General features: G+C 62.2%; 18 protein-coding genes. 9 read left to right on the forward strand and 9 right to left on the reverse strand.

The window, feature by feature from the left end:
* Positions 1–18: 18 nt before the first annotated feature.
* Positions 19–765, reverse strand: coding sequence for a glutathione S-transferase family protein (locus SZ64_RS05645; protein ID WP_054529921.1), 747 nt, complete (start codon positions 763–765; stop codon positions 19–21).
* A gap of 240 nt (positions 766–1,005) precedes the next feature.
* On the opposite strand from SZ64_RS05645, the gene SZ64_RS05650 reads away from it, so the two are divergent.
* From SZ64_RS05650 to SZ64_RS05660, 3 genes are read left to right on the forward strand one after another with little or no spacing between them, the layout of a single operon-like run.
* The gene (locus SZ64_RS05650; protein WP_054529922.1) at positions 1,006–3,570 is read left to right on the forward strand and encodes a TonB-dependent receptor; all 2,565 of its coding nucleotides are present in this window, start codon (positions 1,006–1,008) and stop codon (positions 3,568–3,570) included.
* 7 nt (positions 3,571–3,577) lie between these two features.
* The gene (locus SZ64_RS05655) at positions 3,578–4,426 is read left to right on the forward strand and encodes a hypothetical protein (protein WP_241772990.1); all 849 of its coding nucleotides are present in this window, start codon (positions 3,578–3,580) and stop codon (positions 4,424–4,426) included.
* A 47-nt stretch (positions 4,427–4,473) separates the two neighbouring features.
* Entirely contained in the window at positions 4,474–5,655 is a 1,182-nt protein-coding gene (locus SZ64_RS05660; RefSeq protein ID WP_054529923.1) for a VWA domain-containing protein, read from the forward strand.
* Between the two features lie 12 nt (positions 5,656–5,667).
* On the opposite strand, the gene SZ64_RS05665 is transcribed toward SZ64_RS05660, so the two are convergent.
* Together SZ64_RS05665 and SZ64_RS05670 are read right to left on the reverse strand one after the other, a co-directional pair.
* Positions 5,668–6,870 (reverse strand): DUF1343 domain-containing protein, encoded by a 1,203-nt coding sequence (locus SZ64_RS05665; RefSeq protein WP_054529924.1) that lies wholly within the window; start codon positions 6,868–6,870, stop codon positions 5,668–5,670.
* Positions 6,867–7,415 (reverse strand): DOMON-like domain-containing protein, encoded by a 549-nt coding sequence (locus tag SZ64_RS05670; RefSeq protein WP_054529925.1) that lies wholly within the window; start codon positions 7,413–7,415, stop codon positions 6,867–6,869. The genes SZ64_RS05665 and SZ64_RS05670 overlap by 4 nt, the downstream gene beginning before the upstream one ends.
* Before the next feature lie 104 nt (positions 7,416–7,519).
* Between SZ64_RS05670 and tyrS the strand changes: the two genes are divergently transcribed.
* The 5 genes from tyrS to SZ64_RS05695 all read left to right on the forward strand — a co-directional run bounded on the left by tyrS (position 7,520) and on the right by SZ64_RS05695 (position 12,219).
* Positions 7,520–8,752, forward strand: a complete 1,233-nt coding sequence (gene tyrS / locus SZ64_RS05675; protein WP_054529926.1) for a tyrosine--tRNA ligase — start codon at positions 7,520–7,522, stop codon at positions 8,750–8,752.
* 156 nt (positions 8,753–8,908) lie between these two features.
* Positions 8,909–9,214, forward strand: a complete 306-nt coding sequence (locus SZ64_RS05680; protein ID WP_054529927.1) for a PilZ domain-containing protein — start codon at positions 8,909–8,911, stop codon at positions 9,212–9,214.
* Between the two features lie 106 nt (positions 9,215–9,320).
* Positions 9,321–10,601: an MFS transporter gene (locus SZ64_RS05685; RefSeq protein WP_054529928.1), complete on the forward strand. Its 1,281-nt coding sequence runs from the start codon at positions 9,321–9,323 to the stop codon at positions 10,599–10,601.
* Positions 10,598–11,515, forward strand: a complete 918-nt coding sequence (cysK, locus tag SZ64_RS05690) for a cysteine synthase A (RefSeq protein ID WP_054529929.1) — start codon at positions 10,598–10,600, stop codon at positions 11,513–11,515. Before SZ64_RS05685 ends, cysK begins: the two co-directional genes overlap by 4 nt.
* A 2-nt stretch (positions 11,516–11,517) precedes the next feature.
* On the forward strand, positions 11,518–12,219 hold the full coding sequence (locus SZ64_RS05695; RefSeq protein WP_347230257.1) for a dienelactone hydrolase family protein: 702 nt from the start codon (positions 11,518–11,520) through the stop codon (positions 12,217–12,219).
* Positions 12,220–12,294: 75 nt separating this feature from the next.
* On the opposite strand, the gene SZ64_RS05700 is transcribed toward SZ64_RS05695, so the two are convergent.
* The 5 genes from SZ64_RS05700 to SZ64_RS05720 all read right to left on the reverse strand — a co-directional run bounded on the left by SZ64_RS05700 (position 12,295) and on the right by SZ64_RS05720 (position 16,675).
* A complete protein-coding gene (locus SZ64_RS05700; RefSeq protein ID WP_156313540.1) occupies positions 12,295–12,627 on the reverse strand; it encodes a hypothetical protein in 333 nt (110 codons plus the stop codon).
* Between the two features lie 191 nt (positions 12,628–12,818).
* Positions 12,819–14,624: an acyl-CoA dehydrogenase C-terminal domain-containing protein gene (locus SZ64_RS05705; protein WP_054529932.1), complete on the reverse strand. Its 1,806-nt coding sequence runs from the start codon at positions 14,622–14,624 to the stop codon at positions 12,819–12,821.
* Between the two features lie 32 nt (positions 14,625–14,656).
* Positions 14,657–15,136, reverse strand: a complete 480-nt coding sequence (locus SZ64_RS05710; RefSeq protein WP_054529933.1) for a MerR family DNA-binding transcriptional regulator — start codon at positions 15,134–15,136, stop codon at positions 14,657–14,659.
* 31 nt (positions 15,137–15,167) lie between these two features.
* Positions 15,168–15,551, reverse strand: a complete 384-nt coding sequence (hisI, locus tag SZ64_RS05715; protein ID WP_054532112.1) for a phosphoribosyl-AMP cyclohydrolase — start codon at positions 15,549–15,551, stop codon at positions 15,168–15,170.
* Between the two features lie 365 nt (positions 15,552–15,916).
* Positions 15,917–16,675 carry a ComF family protein gene (locus SZ64_RS05720; protein ID WP_054529934.1) on the reverse strand — a complete coding sequence of 253 codons (759 nt, stop codon included), beginning with the start codon at positions 16,673–16,675 and terminating at the stop codon, positions 15,917–15,919.
* 53 nt (positions 16,676–16,728) lie between these two features.
* Between SZ64_RS05720 and SZ64_RS05725 the strand changes: the two genes are divergently transcribed.
* Positions 16,729–17,478: a methyltransferase domain-containing protein gene (locus SZ64_RS05725; protein WP_054529935.1), complete on the forward strand. Its 750-nt coding sequence runs from the start codon at positions 16,729–16,731 to the stop codon at positions 17,476–17,478.
* A gap of 126 nt (positions 17,479–17,604) precedes the next feature.
* Here the strand turns inward: SZ64_RS05725 and ppdK are convergent, their stop codons facing one another.
* Entirely contained in the window at positions 17,605–20,268 is a 2,664-nt protein-coding gene (gene ppdK, locus SZ64_RS05730; protein ID WP_054529936.1) for a pyruvate, phosphate dikinase, read from the reverse strand.
* Positions 20,269–20,303: the final 35 nt, after the last annotated feature.

Here is a 20,303-nt window from a genome sequence, read left to right on the forward strand (position 1 = left end):
CCCCCGGCGCCTGCTTCCTTACTTCTTTGCGTCTTCGTGCCGGATTTCGCGCGGCACGTCGGCAAACATCTTCTGCGCCGCCGGACGTTCGTTGATCTGTTCGATCCAGCGCAGAAGGCCCGGCGTGTCTTCCTTGTTCACAAGTTCCGGATAGCCGTGCTGCATACCGTTCGCGATGGCGAAGTTGCAGATGTCGGCCAGCGTATACATGCCCGGCACCAGCCATTCGTTGTCGCGCAGGTGATCGTCCAGCTTGCGCACCGAATAGGCGATCTTGCGCATTTCCTCGTCCAGCATTTCCTGCGGGAAACCCTCGCGGGCGCGGCGCCATTTCACCTGCTGCTCCACAACGGGAATGTTCTTCACCTTCTCCTCGAATTCTTCGTCGGAAAGGCCTTTCACCATGTTGCCAACGTAACGGTGCCAACCGATGGTGGAGACACACCAGCAGAAATATTCGTCCACCCACTTGGTCCACACGCGCATATCGGCACGCTCCCAAGATGTGTCAGGACGCAGCTTCACATCGGTGGGCCATTCGTCTTCGAGATATTCGCAGATCACCGTGCTTTCGGTGATGATATGCCCGCGATCTTCCAGCGCCGGCACCTGGCCGCGCGGATTGATTTTCTTGAACCAGTCGGAATGGTGTTCGAACTTGCGCGGATCGAGCAGCACCTGCTCGTAATCCAGGCCCTTCTCATGCAGGGTCAGCATCGGCTTCAGCGAGTTGGCACCAGGGCCAAAGCTGTAGAGTTTGAGCATTTCGGGCAATCCTCCTCTTGACCCGGGCGGCTTAGACCCGCCGCCATGGCAAGAGCAAGCGCCAAGGCGGATAAAGTCAACGAAATGGCGTGAACACCGCGCTTCGTCTCAGCGAAGCGACGCCAACGGCGAAGTCTTCAAACAGTCATACAACAGACGCGAAACTGGAACATCCCGATCCTACCGCGCCTGCGAACCGGGCGCCCCCTCCCGACTCGCCCGAATGAGGGACATAATTCAATGCGTTACAAACTGTTTGCCGGCGCAAGCGCGGCAGTCCTTGCTGTGTTCAGCGCAAATCATGCTGCAGCGCAAACTGCCCCGGCCGCAGATGCCGACGCGGGCGCAGAAACTGCCATCGTGGTCACTGGCCAGCGCGCGCAACAGCTTCGCGCGATCGACGAGAAGCGCGACTCGCTCGCCATTGTCGACATCGCCTCTTCAGACGAACTCGGCCAGCTTCCGGACAAGAACGTGGCCGAGGCGATCGAACGCCTCCCCGGCGTGGGCGTGCAATACGATCAGGGCGAAGGCCGTTACGTCGCCGTGCGCGGCGTTCCCTCCAGCCTGAACGGTTATACGCTGAACGGGTTCGAGATCGGCAATCCCGACGGCAACACCCGTTCGCTGCCACTCGACATCCTGTCCGGCCAGTTGCTCAACCGGGTCGAGGTAATGAAGGTCAAGACGGCCGACCTCACCGGTCAGGGCATCGGCGGCACGATCAACCTCGTCACGCAGACCGCTTTCGACTTCAACGATCCCTTCATCGTTCAGGCCAATGCCCAGGTCGGCTATCAGGAACTTCGCGACGAAGATCTGCCGATCAAGGGCGACATCACCGTGGGCGGTCGCTTCGGTGCCGACGAGGAGTTCGGCATCCTGTTGGGCGCCAGCTATTCAGATCGCACCTTCACCAGCAACGGCATCTATCCCGACGACTGGTATCTTGATGAAGAGGCAGCGCGAGGCGCGGTGCCGACCAACATCAAATATACGGACTACCGCCTCAAGCGCGAACGACTGGGCTTTTCCGGCTCGCTCGACTGGCGCAGCGGCGCGACCGAACTGTTCTTCCGCGGTGTCTATTCCAAGTTCTCGGAAGACGAATATCGCCAGCGCTTCCGCCTCGACTTTTCAAATATCGACTGGGATGCGAATGGCGTGACCGGCATCGCCTCCACCAGCGAGCAGCGGTCCGACCTGCGTCTGGAATATAAGGAGAAGTCGATTCTCTCCTTCATGACCGGCGGCAAGACGGAATTCGCAGATAGCTGGACGGCCGATTTCGGCGGCGCCTATACCCGCAATGAGGTGATCGAACCGAACCAGGTGTGGCAGTTCCGCGGCAACCCGGGCGATGTCGCGGTCGATTTCACCGACAAGCTCTACACTGCCGTCCCGGTGGATGGGTATCTCGATGCATCCGATCTGGGCTTCCGCACCTATACGGCGCAGGACGAATACGGCCTTGAAGAAACCTGGCAGGGCCGCTTCGACATCACCGGCGAACTGCCCTCCATCGGCATGGACAGCTTCGTTAAGTTCGGGGCGAATATCCGTTCGACCGACAAGAGCTTCGATTCCGCCAATGACAGCTATGGCCGTGGCAGCGCGCCGAACCGCTTCACTCTGGCAGACCTCGCTGGCGAGAACGTCACCGTCTATCCGAAGTCAGGCCATCCCTATCTGATCGCCCCGACCATCGATGAAGACCTGATCCAGGCCTATACGGAAGGCAGGCTCGGCGGTCCGCAATTCGTGCTGAACGAGAGCACTTCGCTAGCCAACGACACCCTGTCGGACTTTAACCTGACCGAAGAAGTCTATGCCGGCTATGCCATAGCGAATCTCGACTTCGGCCAGATCGGCCTGACCGCGGGCCTGCGGGTGGAACACACCAAGCTCGACATCACCGGCTATCTGCTCGAGGGCGGCACCACGGTAGTGCCGACTTCCGGTTCGCGCGAATATACCGACTGGCTGCCCAGCGTGATCGCCCGCATCAAGCCTGCAGACGACGTGATGCTGCGCCTTGCCTATTCGCGCAGCGTCGGCCGCCCGCAATATTCGGACCTTTCGCCGGGCGGCTCCGTCACGGTTGAAAGCGAAGACGAAATCGGCGTCAGCAGCGGCAATCCGGCGCTCAAGCCCTATGTGGCCGACGCGCTGGACGCCACGGCCGAATGGTATTTCGCACCCGGAGGCATGCTGAGCGTGGGTGCCTTCACCAAGTGGATCAAGAACCCGATCTTCACCCAGAGCTTCACCGTGAATGACGGCACGTTCCTGGGCGAGACCTATGACGTGATCCACTTCAGCCAGAAGCAGAATGCCGAAAAGGGTGACATCACCGGCATCGAATTCGCCTATCAGCAGCAGTTCACCATGCTGCCCGGCCTGCTCTCCGGCTTCGGCGTGAACCTCAACCTGACGCTGATCGACGCGAATTTGACCGATCCGGCGCGCGGCGAGATCGACTTCCCCGAACAGTCCAAGCTGCTGTGGGGCGCTCAGCTCTTTTACCAGAAGGGCATCGTCGAAGCTTCGGTAGCCTATCACCACACCGGCCGCGCGATGATCTCGGCCGGCGACGAGGAACTGGCCGACCAGTATAATGACGATCTGCGCCGTCTGGACGCCAAGATCTCGCTGGATCTGACTGAAAACCTACGTGTCTTCGCTGAAGGCCAGAACCTGACTGACGAGCCGACCCGTCAGTATCAGGGCGGCGTGCGCGACTGGGTCTCCCAGACCGAGCGTTACGGCCGGACCTTCTTCGTCGGCGCTTCGGTTCGCTTTTAAGGTAAGCATGGCACTGCGTCTTCCCCGCAATGCCCTGGCGGCGCTGGCTTCGGCCGGCGCCGCCCTTTTTGCCTTGCCGCTTCAGGCGGCGGGAGCAGCAGGCATTTCCCCAGAGGCGCCCTCGCCTCCTCCCGCGCCGATCGAGCTGACGATCACCGCGCCGGAGGCGGATCAGGGCGTCGCCTCCGATGGCACCTATGTCTATGCGATCGATAATGACCGCATCGGCAAATACGAGATCGCCAGCGGCCGCAAGGTTGGCGAATGGGCCGGTGAGCCTGCCCTGTTCCCGCACATGAACAGCTGCACCGTCGCGGAAGGCGAGCTTGTCTGCGCCGCGTCGAACTATCCCAAGGTGCCTCAGACCAGCGCCATCGAGTTCTTCTCGCTCGATCCGGTGAGGCATCTCCGCACGGTCAGCCTGGGCTTCATGCCCGGATCGCTCACCGTGCTCGACAGGCATGACGGCGCATGGTGGGCCGTCTTCGCCAATTACGACGGCAAGGGCGGCGTGCCCGGCCGCGGCCATCAATATACGATGCTTGCCCGGCTGGATGAACAGTTCCGCATCGAACAGAGCTGGGCCTTCCCGCCCGAAGTGCTCGCGCGGATGGCGCCCTATAGCTGTTCCGGCATGAGCTGGGGCGACGACGGGCTGCTTTATGCCAGTGGGCATGATCGGCCGGAAGTTTACGCCCTCGCCCTGCCGGAAGCCGGCAGCACCCTGCGGCTCGTGGCCGTTCATGGAACTGCGAATGACGGGCAGGCCATAGACTGGGATCCCAAGGTGCCCCGCCGCCTGTGGTCCGTCTCGCGCGAAGGCGGCAAGGTCATCGCCAGCACGATCCAGCCCTGACACCGCGCGGAGCTTGCGCTCCGCCGGGTTTCGGGCATGGTCCGCCCATGTTCATGGGCTTCATCGAGCAATTGCGCGCGGCAGGCATCCCGGCCTCGGCCAAGGAACACCTGGTGCTGCTCGAAGCGCTGGACCGGCAGGTCATCGCGAACAGCCCGGAAGAGTTCTATTACCTCGCACGCGCAACTTTCGTAAAAGACGAAGCCCTGCTCGACCGGTTCGATCTGGTGTTCGAAAAGGTCTTCAAAGGTCTGCTCGCCGATTTCGGCCAGCAGACCGCTGAGGTTCCGGAAGACTGGCTGAAAGCCGTGGCGCGCCGTTTCCTGTCCGATGAGGAAATGGCCGCAATCGAAGCGCTCGGTTCCTGGGACGAGATCATGGCCGCGCTCAAGCAGCGGCTTGAGGAACAGCGCGAGCGCCATGAGGGCGGGTCGAAGTGGATCGGCACAGGCGGCACCAGCCCCTTCGGCAATTCAGGCTATAATCCCGAAGGCGTTCGCATCGGCGGTGAAAGCACGCATGGGCGAGCGATCAAGGTCTGGGAACAGCGCCGCTTCCGCAATCTGGACAGCACGCGCGAACTGGGCACGCGCAACATCAAGATCGCCCTGCGCCGCCTGCGTCGTTTCGCCCGGGAAGGCGCAGCGGACGAACTGGACCTCGAAGCCACAATTGACGGCACGGCAAGGCAAGGCTGGCTCGATATCCGGATGCGGCCGGAACGGCATAATGCGGTGAAGCTGCTGCTGTTCCTGGATGTCGGCGGCTCGATGGACCCACATATCCGCGTCTGCGAGGAATTGTTCAGCGCCGCGACCAGCGAGTTCAAGAACCTCGAATTCTTCTACTTCCACAATTGCCCCTACGAGGCCGTGTGGAAGGACAATCGCCGCCGTTGGGATGAACGGAGCGACATGTGGGACATCCTCCACAAATACGGCCAGGACTACAAGGTGGTGTTGGTCGGCGATGCCGCAATGAGCCCCTACGAAATCTCCCATCCGGGAGGTTCCGTGGAGCATTTCAACCCGGAGGCCGGCGCCGTGTGGCTGGAGCGGATCACGACGACCTATCCAGCCACCATCTGGCTCAATCCGGTGAAACAGGAATATTGGGACTATTCCCAATCCACCCGAATGATCCGCGATCTGATGGGCGACCGTATGTTTCCCCTCACTCTGGAAGGGCTGGACGATGCCATGCGGGAACTAAGCCGGAAGCGGAGTTGATCCCGCGACCGGTCAGTAGAGCAACAGTCCGGCAGTCCTATCCCGCCACGCCGCCTCGTCCGGCAAGGTGAGCGCATCGAGATCGGCAGGCGTCGCGGAGGGATTGTCCACCCATTCGCGGAGTGCCGGGCCACCATTGATCACGTCGATCGCAAGCCGCTCGAACTCATATTCATAAGGGAAGTCCCGCCAGATCGGATAGGTCGGGTGGAACCAGCGGATGGCCTTGAACGCCAGCGCCTGCAACCGCCAGGGGCGGAACTTCGCATGATCGTAAAACGGCCCTTCGGCATGGACCATCAACGCGTTGCACAATTCACCCTGATGCTTGTGGAAGGTTGGCGTGAACCAACACTCGCGCAGGGCGCAGCCTTCCATCCAGTGCGGCGCGATCCGTTTCATGCAGGTGTGCACGGCCGCCGCGTCGACATCGGGCGCACCAAATAGCACTTCCAGCGGGCGGGTCGTGCCTCTGCCCTCGCTCAGAGTTGTGCCTTCCAGCATCACTGTCCCGGCATAGGCCCGGGCCATGTTGAGATTGGCCGCATTGGGGCTGGGGTTGATCCAGATGCGCTCTTCCGGCCAGCCAAAGCCCGGCCCTTCTTCCGGCAACCAGCCTTCCATGGCGATGACGCGATAGTCGACGTCGAGCTTGAAGTGGTCCATGAACCAGTGGCCAATTTCGCCCAGAGTCAGTCCGTGGCGCATCGGCATGGGTCCAGCGCCGACGAAGCTTTCCTGCCCCGGAAGAAGCAAAGTGCCTTCCACGGGACGGCCGGCGGGATTGGGGCGATCAAGCACCCACACCTGCTTGCCTGTGCCACTCGCGGCTTCCAGCAGATAGAGCAGCGTGGTGACGAAGGTGTAGATACGGCAGCCCAGATCCTGCAGATCGAACAGGAAGACATCCGCGCTCGCCATCATATCCGGCGTCGGGCGGCGGACCTCGCCATAAAGGCTGAAGATCGGGATGCCGTATTGGGCATCCAGTTCGTCAGCCGTCTCCACCATATTATCCTGCTTGTCGCCCTTCAGGCCATGCTGAGGGCCAAAGGCGGCGGTGATCGAGAGGTCGTCCAACGCCATCAGCGCATCGAGCGAATGGACCAGCCCTTCCGTTACCGAAGCGGGGTGGGCAACAAGGGCAACGCGCTTGCCGTGAAGCGGCTTGCGCAGTTCAGGGTCCGCCAGCAGGCGATCAATGCCGAATTTCATGCTGCCGGAGGTGGCTCAAGCGTGGCGGCAAAGCAAGCGGGATGGTGGAAGTCTGGCTTCCCATCCGGATGAGCAAGGGCCCAATAGGAAATGCGGCCACCTTCTTCCTCGATCACGGCGCTCAACCCCAATGCGGCAGGAAGCGGCGGAAGCCCGCCTACTGGAACCGCGGCGTCGAAGATCGCCAGTTGCTCACCCTTGCGCATGGTGCACTCCGGCTCACGCGGAAAAGGGCGCTCTGCCATGCCTTCGCGATAGGCGCTGAAATCATAGGCCGCCCAGCGTTCGGAGGGGGAGAGGTTCAGTTCAACGTAGCCCTCGCCGCCTTCAGGCTTGAGGAAAGCCTCGAAGCAAGTCGTCTTCCAAAGTCCGTCCGCCCTGCCCTTGCCGCCAAAGGCCGGGACAACCAATTGTCCTGCGCCCTCGATCCTCCAGCGCAATCTGAGCCAGTTTTCATCGATCCCGATAACGCGGGCCTCGATACTTCGGATCGCGGCAGGCGGATGATCGGGATGGGCATGGAGCGAAAGGGGGGCGCTGATCATCCCAATCGCGCTAAATTAAGCCATGCGCTTGGGCAAGCGGGCGGAACGGGTTTGTTTGCCGCACCGTCGCGTGCTACGCGCCCAGCCCGCAAGAAGAGGACACCATGAGCACGTATAAATCCGAGCTGCTGCGCCTGCTGGACGAGCGCGGCTACATCCACCAGCTGACCGATGCCGAGGCGCTCGACGCTCTCGCGGTCAAGCAGGTTGTGCCCGGATATATCGGCTTCGATCCGACGGCGCCTTCGCTGCATGTCGGCAGCATGGTGCAGATCATGCTTTTGCGTCGCCTACAGCAGGCGGGCCACAAGCCGATCGTGGTGATGGGCGGCGGCACAGGCAAGATCGGCGATCCCAGCTTCAAGGATGAAGCGCGCAAGTTGATGACCACCGATGTCATTGCGGGAAACGTCGCGTCGATCCGCAAGATTTTCGATCGCTTCCTGACCTTTGGTGACGGGCCGAGCGATGCGATCATGGTCGACAACGCCGAATGGCTCGATCAACTCGAATATATTCCGTTCCTGAGGGAAGTGGGCCAGCACTTCTCGGTCAATCGGATGCTCAGCTTCGATTCCGTAAAGCAGCGCCTGGATCGGGAACAATCGTTGAGCTTCCTCGAGTTTAACTACATGATCCTGCAGGCTTACGATTTCCGCGAGCTGTCGCAGCGTTATGCCTGCCGCCTGCAGATGGGCGGATCCGACCAGTGGGGTAACATCGTCAACGGCATCGAACTGACCCGCCGCATGGACGGCGTGGAAGTGTTCGGTGTCACCACTCCGCTGCTCACCACTGCCGACGGCTCCAAGATGGGCAAGACGGCAGCCGGAGCGGTGTGGCTGAACGAAGAAGCACTGCCTGCCTACGATTTCTGGCAGTACTGGCGCAATACTGACGACCGGGATGTGGGCCGCTTCCTGCGCCTGTTCACCGATCTACCGCTGGATGAGATCGCCAGGCTGGAATCGCTGGAGGGAAGCGAAATCAACGCTGCCAAGGTGGTGCTGGCCAACGAGATCACGGCACTTGTCCGTGGTGAGGAAGCGGCACGCACTGCCGAAGCTACAGCAGCAGCGACATTTGGAGCGGGCGGCCTGGGCGAGGATTTGCCGGTGGTCGAAGTGCCTGGCGAAGGCATGACGATCACGGCGGCCTGCACGGCCATCGGCTTCACTGCCTCCAACGGAGAAGCAAAGCGCAAAATCGCCGAAGGTGCGGTGCGCGTGGACGATGAGCCGGTGAAAGATCCGACTTACCTTATCCAGCTCGCCCCCGGCAGCGAGCACAAGCTTAGCCTCGGAAAGAAGCGGCACGGTATCCTGCGCGGAATTTGAATCCGCAATGCGCCGAACCGTTCGTACGATGAGGTGAAACTTCTCGCCTAACCGTACCTTTACGATTTGGCAGAGATTTGCTGCCACAAAGTCCTCCCCGATAGTTTCAATGGAGGACGTCGCACCGTGGCTGGAGCACAACTTTCGGTGCCGGAGATGCGCCGCGCAACGCGCCACCCGGTAGATTACCCCGTGATCGCGGAGCACCGGGATCGCGGCGACCTGTCGATGCACATTGCCAATGTTTCGGCACATGGCTTCATGATCGATAATGCAGCCGAACTGCAGCGCGGCGAGCGCGTGATCATCCGTCTGCCTGTGATCGGGCGAATCGAAGCCTATGTGATCTGGGTTTCGGAAGAGCGTGCGGGGTTCCAGTTCGAACGGATCGTCCGGCTCGACGACTTCATGAAGATGATGGACATCCTCCAGCCCAATCCGCGCCTGCGCAATCGCCGTTGAGGAGTGAGGGCGGCCTGGCGCCCTCCACCTTGTTGTTAGCGCGGCTTTAAGTGCCCCAACAATCTGACTGCTTGGCAAGCGCCCCTGCGCCTGCCATTCGCCATGCGTGACTGAACCCACCTCGCCGCTCAGGATACCCGACTACCGCCGCTTCTGGATTGCGCGTTTTCTGACCGTGGCTTCCACTCTCTCGATGGTAGTCCTCATCGGGTATCAGACTTACGACATCGCCCGCGCCGATTACGGCATGACCCGGCCTGAAGCCGCCTTTCAGCTTGGCCTGCTTGGCCTGGTCCAATTCATTCCGCTGTTCTTCCTGACGCCTGTCGCGGGCCTGGCGGCCGACCGGTTCGACAGGCGCTACGTCGCCTGCGCGTCGCTAGGGATCGACATCCTGATTTCGATCATCATCGCCACGTTGACCTGGCACGGGGCTATGACGCTGCCTTTGTGCTTCATCCTGGCCGCAGCGCACGGGACTGCGCGCGTTTTCAGCGGACCGGCGATGAGTTCCATTGCACCCAATATCGTGCCGCCGGCACTGCTGCCTCGCGCCGTGGCGTTGAGTTCCATCGGCTTTACGAGCGGACAGGTCGCAGGCCCGGCCGTGGGCGGCCTGTTGTTTGCAGCGCACCCTGCGGTGCCCTACATCCTCTCTGCCAGCCTGCTCACTGTCGCGGCCCTGCTCATCGTTTCGATCCGCCCCATTCGCGCCGACCAGACGAGCGATCTCCACCCGGTGCGGCAGATGATCGAAGGCCTGCAATTCGCCTGGCGTGACCGGTTCCTGCTCGGCTGCATCACCCTGGATCTGTTCGCGGTGCTGTTTGCCGGGGCAACCGCCATGCTGCCTGTCTTCGCGCGCGACATCCTGCAGGTCGGTTCCGAAGGCCTTGGGCTGATGCGTGCGGCTCCAGCCTTCGGGGCAGGCCTTGTCGCGCTCTACCTGTCGTTCAGGCCACTATCCCATAATGTCGGCACCAAGATGCTATGGGCCGTGGCCGTATTCGGCGCCGCCACGATCGTTTTCGGCGTATCGACCTATTTCCCGCTTTCGATGGCAATGCTGGGCGTGCTCGGCGCAGCGGACATGGTTTCCGTCTTCGTGCGCAACACACTTGTCCAGCTCAACACGCCCGATACGATGCGCGGCCGGGTATCTTCCATCTCGGGCCTTGCCATCTCCGCATCCAACGAACTCGGCGAAATGCAGTCCGGCCTCGCCGCCGCACTGCTTGGCGCAACGGGGGCAGTTGTATTCGGCGGGGTGGGTGCGATAGTCGTAACCGCAATCTGGGCATGGATTTTCCCCGAACTTCGCTGGGCCAAGACCTTTGCCCCGCAATACCGCCAGAGCAGCCCCAAGGAGAGGGAGACAGCGCAATGAAAGCCGACAACGTTCTCGCCACTATCGGTAACACCCCGCATATTCGCCTTTCGCGGCTGTTCCCCGACCATGAGGTCTGGGTGAAGTCCGAACGGTCCAACCCCGGCGGTTCGATCAAGGACCGTATCGCGCTTGCCATGGTTGAGGCAGCAGAGAAGTCCGGCGACCTCAAACCGGGCGGCACCATCGTGGAGCCAACTTCCGGCAACACCGGAATCGGCCTGGCGATGGTGGCGGCCGTGAAGGGCTACAAACTGATCCTGGTCATGCCTGAAAGCATGAGCATCGAGCGGCGGCGGCTGATGCTGGCCTATGGCGCCAGCTTCGACCTTACCCCGCGCGAAAAGGGCATGAAAGGCGCCCTTGAGCGCGCGACAGAAATCCTCAACGAAACGCCGGGTGCGTGGATGCCCCAGCAGTTCGAAAATCCGGCCAATATCGCCATCCACGCCCGCACGACGGCGCAGGAAATCCTCACGGATTTCGCGGACGCACCGATTTCCGCCCTGATCACCGGCGTCGGCACCGGGGGCCACCTGACAGGCTGCGCGGAAGAGCTGAAGAAGAGCTGGCCCTCGCTCAAGGCATTCGCCGTCGAGCCGACCCTTTCGCCGGTCATCTCTGGTGGCCAGCCTGGTCCGCACCCCATTCAGGGTATCGGCGCGGGCTTCATTCCCGGCAATCTGCACACGCAGTCCATTGACGGGGCGATCCAGGTCGATCCGGAATCGGCCAAGGAAATGGCACGCAAATGCGCCCGGCTCGAAGGGCTGCTGGTGGGCATCTCCTCCGGCGCCACGCTGGCGGCCATCGCCCAGAAGCTGCCTGAACTGCCTGCCGGTTCACGCGTACTCGGCTTCAATTACGACACGGGCGAGCGCTACCTGTCTGTGCCCGACTTCCTTCCGGAATGACGATGCTGGAAAAGCTCGCCTATGCCGACGGCGACACTGCGCTGACGGGCCTGCTGGCCCGTCCGTCCGGTGCGCCGCGGGCGGTGATCGTGGTCTATCCCACGATCATGAATTCCACTCGCGTGGTTGAAGACAAGGCCGTCGCACTGGCCGAAGCGGGCTATCTGGCCCTGATCGCAGACTTCTACGGCAAGACACCGTCCAGCTTCGATGAAGCCCGCAGCTTCGCCGCAGAGATCCGACAGGATCCACATGTCTATCGCAAGCGCCTGCGTGCAGCGATCAGGGCCGCAGTGACGCTCAAGGAATCCGAAGGCCTTCCTGCTGCTGCAATCGGCTTCTGCATGGGCGGTGGCGCAGTGCTGGAACTTGCCCGCGAAGGCGCACCACTTTCCGCGGTGGTCAGCTTCCATGGCCTGCTCGGCACGGAACTGCCTGCGGAACCGGGCGCAATCCGCGCACGCATCCTTGTCTGCCATGGCGATTCTGACCCCATGGTGCCGCGCAGCCAGGTAATGCGGTTCTGGGAAGAAATGGATGAGGCCGGGGGCAACTGGCACTTTCACGCCTATTCGGGCGTGAAGCACGGCTTCACCAATCCCTATCCGGTGCAGGGCAATCCCGCCGTCGCTTATGACGAAAGCGCGGACCGCCAGAGTTGGGCCGCGATGCATTTGTTGTTCGAAGAAGTCTTCACTCAATAATCCAGGGTTGGGAGCCGGCGGAGGAGGCGATATTATCCGCCCGGTGGCCGGCTCCCGCCCTGGCGACCGTCAGGGCTAATCGCTCGGCGGGTCGGCGGCGCCGTCACTTGCGCGCGCTTCGGGCGCACCGTCGCCATCCCTGTCCCATGCATCGGGAGTGCCATCGGCGTCGGTATCCCAGGTGTCGGCAAGCCTGTTGCCGTCACTGTCCCACGCGTCCGGCTTCCCGTCGCCGTTCAGATCCCACGCATCGGCGGTGCCATCGCCATTGCTGTCGATGGTCGGCGGACTCGCCGCCACGGCGCCTGCATTTGTCTCAGCCGCCAGAAGCGGCCAAGCCGGTGTGCCGATAGTAAATACGAGCGCCAGAAAGGCGCCGCTCATGCTGTGCTTGGCTTGTGCTGACATCGGTTGTTCCTTCTCAGGCAACCCCCTGTCAGCAGCGAATATCGGCGGGCAGGCCAGCGTATGCCATCGTCATGCGATGATGCGCCCATCCTGCCCGGCAATTTGAAATGGCCGCGCAATTGAGCGCAACCAGCCTTCAATTCACGGGAATTCCCCCGGTTCAAGCAGAACCGAGGGAAACGAATCAGTCTTTAAGCGGCCGTCTCGAACTGGTCGAGCGTCAGCGTCATCATCGCATCGGCCCCGGCTTCAATCTTGCGGCGCAGTGCCCCCGCATCCGGGGTGAAGCGTTCGGCGAAGTAACGGGCCGTGACGATCTTGGCTTCGTAGAAGGCCTTGTCGTCCGATCCGCCAGCCAGCTTCTCGCCTGCGACCTTCGCCATGCGGAGCCACATCAGGCCAAGCGCGACGATACCCATGATGTGCATGTAATGATGCGCACCCGCGCCCAGGTGATTGGGATTGGCCATGGCGTTCTGCATGAACCACATGGTGGCCGCCTTCTGCTCCCCAACGGCCTTTTCCAGCCGCGATGCAATCGGTTCCAACTGAGGATCGGCCTTGCCGGCAGCGATCTCATCATCCACCAGCTTGAAGAAGGCCTGGATTGCTCGGCCACCATTGGCTGGCAGCTTGCGGCCGCACAGATCCATCGCCTGCACGCCATTGGTGCCTTCATAAATCATGGCAATGCGGGAATCGCGAACGAACTGTTCCATTCCCCATTCCTGAATATAGCCGTGCCCGCCGAACACCTGCTGCATGTTCACGGCGACATCGAAGCCCTTGTCCGTGCCATAGCCCTTGATGACCGGGGTAAGCAGACTGATCATGTCGTCAGCAGACTGCCGGTCGGCTTCTTCCGGGGCCTTGTGGCTCAAGTCCACCTGCAGCGCCCCCCACAGGATCAGTGCGCGCATGCCTTCGTTATAGGCCTTCGCATCCATCAGCATGCGGCGCACATCGGGGTGGACGATGATCGGATCGGCAGCCGCCGTAGGATCGGCACGACCGGCGATCGCACGGCCCTGACGGCGATCCTGCGCATATTGTACGGCGTTCTGATAGGCGACTTCGGCCTGGCCGAGGCCCTGCACGCCCACGCCGAGGCGGGCCGCGTTCATCATGATGAACATGGCGGCAAGGCCCTTGTTTTCCTCGCCGACGATCCAGCCCTTCGCGCCATCGTAATTCATCACGCAGGTGGCGTTGCCGTGAATGCCCATCTTGTGTTCGATCGAACCGCAGGACACCGCATTGCGCTCACCCAGCGAGCCGTCCTCGTTCACCAGGAACTTCGGCACGATGAAGAGCGAGATGCCCTTGGAGCCTTCCGGCGCGCCGGGTAGTTTGGCGAGCACGAGGTGCACGATGTTTTCGGCAAGGTCGTTCTCGCCCGCCGAAATGAATATCTTGGTGCCGCTGATGACATAGCTGCCATCGGCCTGCGGTTCGGCCTTCGTCTTGATCAGGCCGAGATCGGTACCGCAATGCGGCTCCGTCAGGTTCATCGTGCCCAGCCATTCGCCGGACACCATCTTGTGAACATATTTCTGCTTCAGCTCTTCGGAGCCGGTGGCAAGAATGGCCGAAACTGCGCCATTTGTAAGGCCCGGATACATGGCGAAGGCGTGGTTCGCGGTCGCCATATATTCCTCGAGCACGAAGCCCAGCACATGCGGCAGGCCCTGCCCGCCGAATTCCACCGGCAGCGACAGAGTGCCCCAGCCCGCTTCGCAATATTGGCGATAGGCATCCTTGAAGCCGGTCGGCGTAGTAACCGAACCGTCTTCGTGACGGGTGCAGCCCTCATGGTCGCCGGTCTGGTTCAGCGGCTGGATCACTTCGGACGTGAACTTGCCGACACCATCGACAATCGCGTCCACCATGTCAGGCGTCGCTTCTTCGAAGCCGGGAATATTCCCGTAGCTCTGCAGGTCGAGCAGTTCGTTGATGACGAAGCGCGTGTCGCGCGTCGGCGCCTTGTAGGTCGGCATGGGTCTCTCCTAAGGGGAAGCGGTCGGCAGGCTCAGTTGGCAGAGCCGGCTTTCCGCTCCAGTTCAAGCGTTTCGATATGGGTGACGAATTCGGTGAGTTCCTTGATGGAGCTTTCGATATCCGCCTTCTGTTTCTTGAGCTTCGCGATCTTCTCGCGACAACGCTGCACGGTTACGCGACGCTGCTCCACGCGGCCGTCATTGAGATCGTACAGGTCGATCATCTCGCGAATTTCGATCAGGCTGAAGCCAACATTCTTCGCCCGCATGATCCAGGCAAGCCGTGCCCTGTCCCGCTTCGAATAGATACGGTTCAGGCCCATACGTGACGGGGCGATCAACCCTTCGTCCTCGTAAAACCGCAGCGCACGGGCCGTCACGCCGAATTCGCGCGTCAGGTCGCTGATCGTAAACCGCTCCCTCTGCTCGGCATCGGGGCGATCGAGATGCGCACCGGAATGTTCCTTGAAGGAAGGATCGGCGGATGGCTTGCGGGCGGCGGCAGTTGGCATGCCCCGTTTCTAAATTCCCTTTACGTAAACGTCAATCAGGAACCCGGGCGAGATGGTCGCCATCCAGCTTGCGATAGAAGCAACTCACCGCGCCCGTGTGGCAGGCTGGCCCCGCCGGTGTTGCGCGAACAACCAGCGCATCCTGATCGCAATCGACAAGGATTTCCTCGACCTTCAGCGTATGCCCGCTCGTCTCACCCTTCATCCACAGCTTGCCCCGGCTGCGGGAATAGAAATGGGCGATGCCCGTCTCGCGTGTCTTCGCCAGCGCTTCTTCGTTCATGAAGGCCACCATCAGCACTTCGCGGGTCTGCGCGTCAGTCACGACGGCAGTCAGCAGACCTACGGCATCGAATTTGGGCAGGAAGGCAGAGCCGCTTTCGCGCTCCACAGCACTCGGACCAATCTCGGAAATAACCAGGTTCCCTTCATTACTTGCATGGCGCGCAACGACTACGCCCGTTCTTGTTGCACGATAACCACAGATCGCCGCCAAAATCCATGTGCTCTACCCTTGCCGCTTCCGAATTGAAGCTTTCAATGGGATGAACGCCTCGCGGTTCAATGAAGCCGCCCGCCAAAATCGGCGGCGTCGCAGCAGGCGCCAAGGAATAGGGGGTTTCGGCAAGGTCTTGGACGAAGGGCCTGTCGGCAAAATGAGGGATTGGGCTGTTGCCCTGGTGCCGCCACTGGCACGGGATGATCGCCCTTCACAATCGTCACGTGGACGCCCGGAGGAAACTCCGGGCGTCTTGCGTTTGGGCTTTCGGCAAGGTGCGATCACGAAACAGCATCCAGCGCTTCGTCCAGCACGCGGGCAAAGCAGGCGATCAGCACTGTGGATGCACCCGCCCGCTTGAGGGCGCTGACACAGGCCTCGCTGGTCGCGCCGCTGGTCAGCACATCGTCAACCAGCAACACCTTTGCCCCCTTGAGTGCTGATCGTCGCGCGGGATTGACGGCGATTGCCCCTTGAAGCGTCCGCGCGCGGGCCTTGCGCCCCAGCCCGCCGAGCTTGGGCGTGCGCTTGCGGCGTTGCAGGGCATCCACCAGCAGCCTCATACCACGCGCCCGTGCCAGTTCGCGCCCCAGCAAGGCCGCCTGATTGAAGCCGCGCTGCCACAGGCGCAGGCGATGCAGCGGCACGGGCACGATGATCCATTCTCCATCTATCGGTGGAAGGCGCGCCGCGATCAGCCGGGCGAGCATCGGGGCAAGCGCAATCCGGCGGCCATGCTTGAAGGCGAGGACAAGCTTGCGCGAAGCATCGTTATACAATGTGCCCGCTGCGATCCCGTCATGCCGGGGCGGAGATGCGAGGCATGGCGCACAGATGGCGCCGTGCTGCACAGAACCATCCCCGAACGGGCGGTTGCAGCTTGCACAGGCAGGCTCGCCCGGAATGGCCAGTTCGCTCCAGCAAGAAGCGCACAGGCCCGTCTGTGCCGCCAGCCCTTCGCCGCAGAGGGGGCAGCGTGGAGGAAAGACGAAATCGACCAGTGGAGCGAGCGAGGAGGAGAAACGGCGCGCGAGTGTCACCCCGCCCTCCTGCCTTGCTTGCACCACGCGGGCAAGCGGCGCATGGGGGCGCGATGAGTTCTGCCCCTCCGACGATCTTCTCCCCTCGCCGCCGCCTTGCACTGAGGCACCGGATGCGTTCGCTCCAGAGGCGGCCCGACGCCCCCCGTTACCTGATCGACGACATGATCGAAGATGTGATGGAGCGGATCGGCTTCCTGCGGCACGAACCGGAAAGCGCCCTCATCATCGGCGACTGGACCGGCGATCTTGCCCGCCAGCTTGGCGCATTGGGCTGTACGGTCACATCCGCCTCGCCGGAAGAGGATTTCGACGAGGAAGCGCCCTTCCCCACCAAGGGCTTCGGCCTGATCGCCAGCCTGGGCACGCTCGATAATGTGAACGACCTGCCCGGCGCACTGATCCATATACGCGAGGCACTGGCGCCCGGCGGCCTGATGATCGCCAGCTTCATGGGCGCAGGCAGCCTGCCGCGCCTGCGTGCCGCGATGCTGGCAGCCGATGGCGAAAGGCCAGCTGCGCGGATGCATCCGATGGTGGACGTCCGGGCGGGCGGGCAATTGCTGCAACGCTGCGGTTTTGCCCGCCCGGTGGTGGATAGCCGGGGCCTCGATGCGCGGTTCGGATCGCTCCACAGGCTGCTGGCGGACATCAGGGCGCAGGGCCTCGGCAAGGTGCTCGCCTCGCCTGCCCCAGCCCTCACCCGCACCGGCCTGAGCCGGGCGGAAGAAGCGTTCATGGGCGGCGAGGAGCGCGCCACCGAGCATTTCGAGATCCTCACCCTCAGCGGGTGGCGGATCTGACGCCGGGCAACCCCGATTTAATCGTCATTGCGAGGGGCGCAGCACCGTAGCAATCCAGCGCGAGGCGCGCTTAGTCCTGGATTGCTTCGCTACGCTCGCAATGACGATACAGAGACGTCTTCGAACCTACTTGAGCGCCGCCTGAGCTGCCGCGAGGCGCGCAATCGGCACGCGATAAGGTGAGGCCGAGACGTAATCCAGCCCGACTTCCTCGCAGAAGGCGATGCTGGCCGGATCGCCACCATGTTCGCCGCAAATGCCCAGCTTGATATCGCCGCGCGACGAGCGGCCACGCTCCGCGCCAAGACGCACAAGCTGGCCAACGCCGTCGATGTCGAGGCTGACAAACGGATCGCGCGGGAAGATGCCCTTGTCGACATAGATCGGCAGGAAGCGGCCGGCATCGTCACGGCTGAGGCCCAGAGTAGTCTGGGTCAGGTCGTTCGTGCCGAAGCTGAAGAACTCTGCCGTTTCGGCCAGTTCATTCGCCATCAGCGCCGCACGCGGCAGTTCGATCATGGTGCCGACGGTATATTCCAGCACCGTGCCCTTTTCGGCAAACACCGCTGCGGCGGCCTTGTCGATCACGTCCTTGAGAAGATCCAGCTCGCGCCTGGTCGCCGCCAGCGGGATCATCACTTCGGGCACGATGGCCTGGCCGTTCGCTGTCGCCACGTCGCAGGCGGCTTCGAAAATGGCGCGGGCCTGCATCTCGTAGATTTCCGGGAAGGTGATGCCCAGACGGCAACCGCGATGGCCCAGCATCGGGTTGAATTCCTGCAATTCCTCGGCCCGGCGCTTCAGCCGGTCCAGCCCGATACCCGTGGCATCGGCCAGTTCTTCGAAATCATGTTCCGCATGGGGCAGGAATTCATGCAGCGGCGGATCGAGCAGGCGGATCGTTACCGGCAGGCCCAGCATCACTTCGAAGATGGCCACGAAGTCCTTGCGCTGTTCCGGCAGCAGCTTGGCCAGCGCCGCACGGCGGCCGGCTTCCGTGTCCGCCATGATCATGTGGCGCACATTGGTGATGCGCGCATCGTCGAAGAACATATGTTCCGTGCGGCACAGGCCGATGCCTTCCGCCCCGAACTGGCGCGCCATCCGGCAATCCGTGGGGGTTTCCGCATTGGTGCGCACCTTCATGCGCCGGTGGCTGTCCGCCCAATCCATCAGGATGGCGAAATCGCCCACCAGTTCCGGCTCGATAGTCGGCACTTCGCCCGCGATCACCTGCCCGGTCGAACCGTCCAGCGTGATGTGATCGCCTTCCTTGAGCTGGCGATCCCCGATCCGCAGAGTGCGGGCCGCCATGTCGATCTGCACGGCTGATGCGCCCGAAACGCAGGGGCGGCCCATGCCGCGTGCCACAACGGCCGCATGGCTGGTCATCCCGCCGCGTGCGGTAAGGATGCCCTTTGCCGCATGCATGCCGTGAATGTCTTCCGGAGAGGTCTCGACACGCACCAGCACCACGGCTTCGCCGCGTGCCGAACGATGTTCGGCCGTATCGGCATCCAGCACGATCGCGCCCGAAGCCGCGCCGGGCGATGCCGGCAGGCCAGTGGTGAGAATGTCACGCGGGGCCTTGGGGTCCAAGGTGGGGTGAAGCAACTGGTCCAGCGCCATGGGATCGACGCGCAGGATCGCCGTCTTCTCGTCGATCAGGCCTTCGGCCACCATGTCTACGGCCATTTTGAGCGCGGCCTTGGCAGTGCGCTTGCCGCTGCGGGTCTGGAGCATCCACAGCTTGCCGCGTTCCACCGTGAATTCGATGTCCTGCATGTCGCGATAATGCTGTTCCAGCAGTTCGAACACGCGGGCCAGTTCGCCATAGGCTTCCGGCATTGCCTCTTCCATGGAGAGCGGCTTTGCCCCAGCGGTTTCGCGGGCCTTCTTCGTCAGATATTGCGGCGTGCGGATGCCCGCCACAACGTCTTCACCCTGGGCGTTGACCAGCCACTCGCCATAATAGGCCTTTTCGCCGGTCGCGGGATCGCGAGTGAAGGCAACGCCAGTGGCCGAAGTATCGCCCATATTGCCGAACACCATGGCCTGCACGTTTACGGCAGTGCCCCAGTCGCCCGGAATGTCGTTCAACCGGCGATAGACCTTCGCACGGTCGGAATCCCAGCTGTCGAACACGGCAGAGATCGCACCCCAAAGCTGTTCGGTAACGTCCTGCGGGAAAGGCTTGCCAAGCTCGCGCTCCACAATGCCTTCATATTCGCGGACCAGCGCCTTCCAGTCTTCAGCACCCATCTCGACATCGGCCAGGTAGCCATTGTCTTCCTTGGCGATTTCCAGTGCTTCCTCGAACAGACCGTGATCGAGGCCCAGCACCACATCCGAATACATCTGGATGAAACGGCGATAGGAGTCCCAGGCGAAACGCTCGTCGCCCGAAGTGGCGGCAAGGCCTTTCACCGTCTCGTCATTCAGGCCCAGGTTCAGCACCGTGTCCATCATGCCGGGCATGGAGACGCGAGCGCCCGAACGCACCGAGACGAGCAGCGGATCGGCGGCATTGCCGAAATTCTTGCCGACGCTCTTTTCGATGTGAGTCAGCGCGGTTGCGACTTCGGCGTGCAATTCGGCCGAAAAATCCGAACCACCGGCCAGATAGCGAACGCATTCCTCGGTCGTGATCGTAAAGCCCGGCGGAACCGGCAGGCCGATATCGGCCATCTCGGCAAGGTTCGCGCCCTTGCCGCCCACGATCGTCTTGTCCTTCGCGCGGGGATCAGCACTGACCACACCGCCGCCGAATGTATAGACCGATTTGTTCATCTAACTCCGCCGTTGCCTGTCGAAGTTGACAATGT

The organism is Erythrobacter sp. SG61-1L (assembly GCF_001305965.1).
Classification (GTDB): Bacteria; Pseudomonadota; Alphaproteobacteria; order Sphingomonadales; family Sphingomonadaceae; genus Andeanibacterium.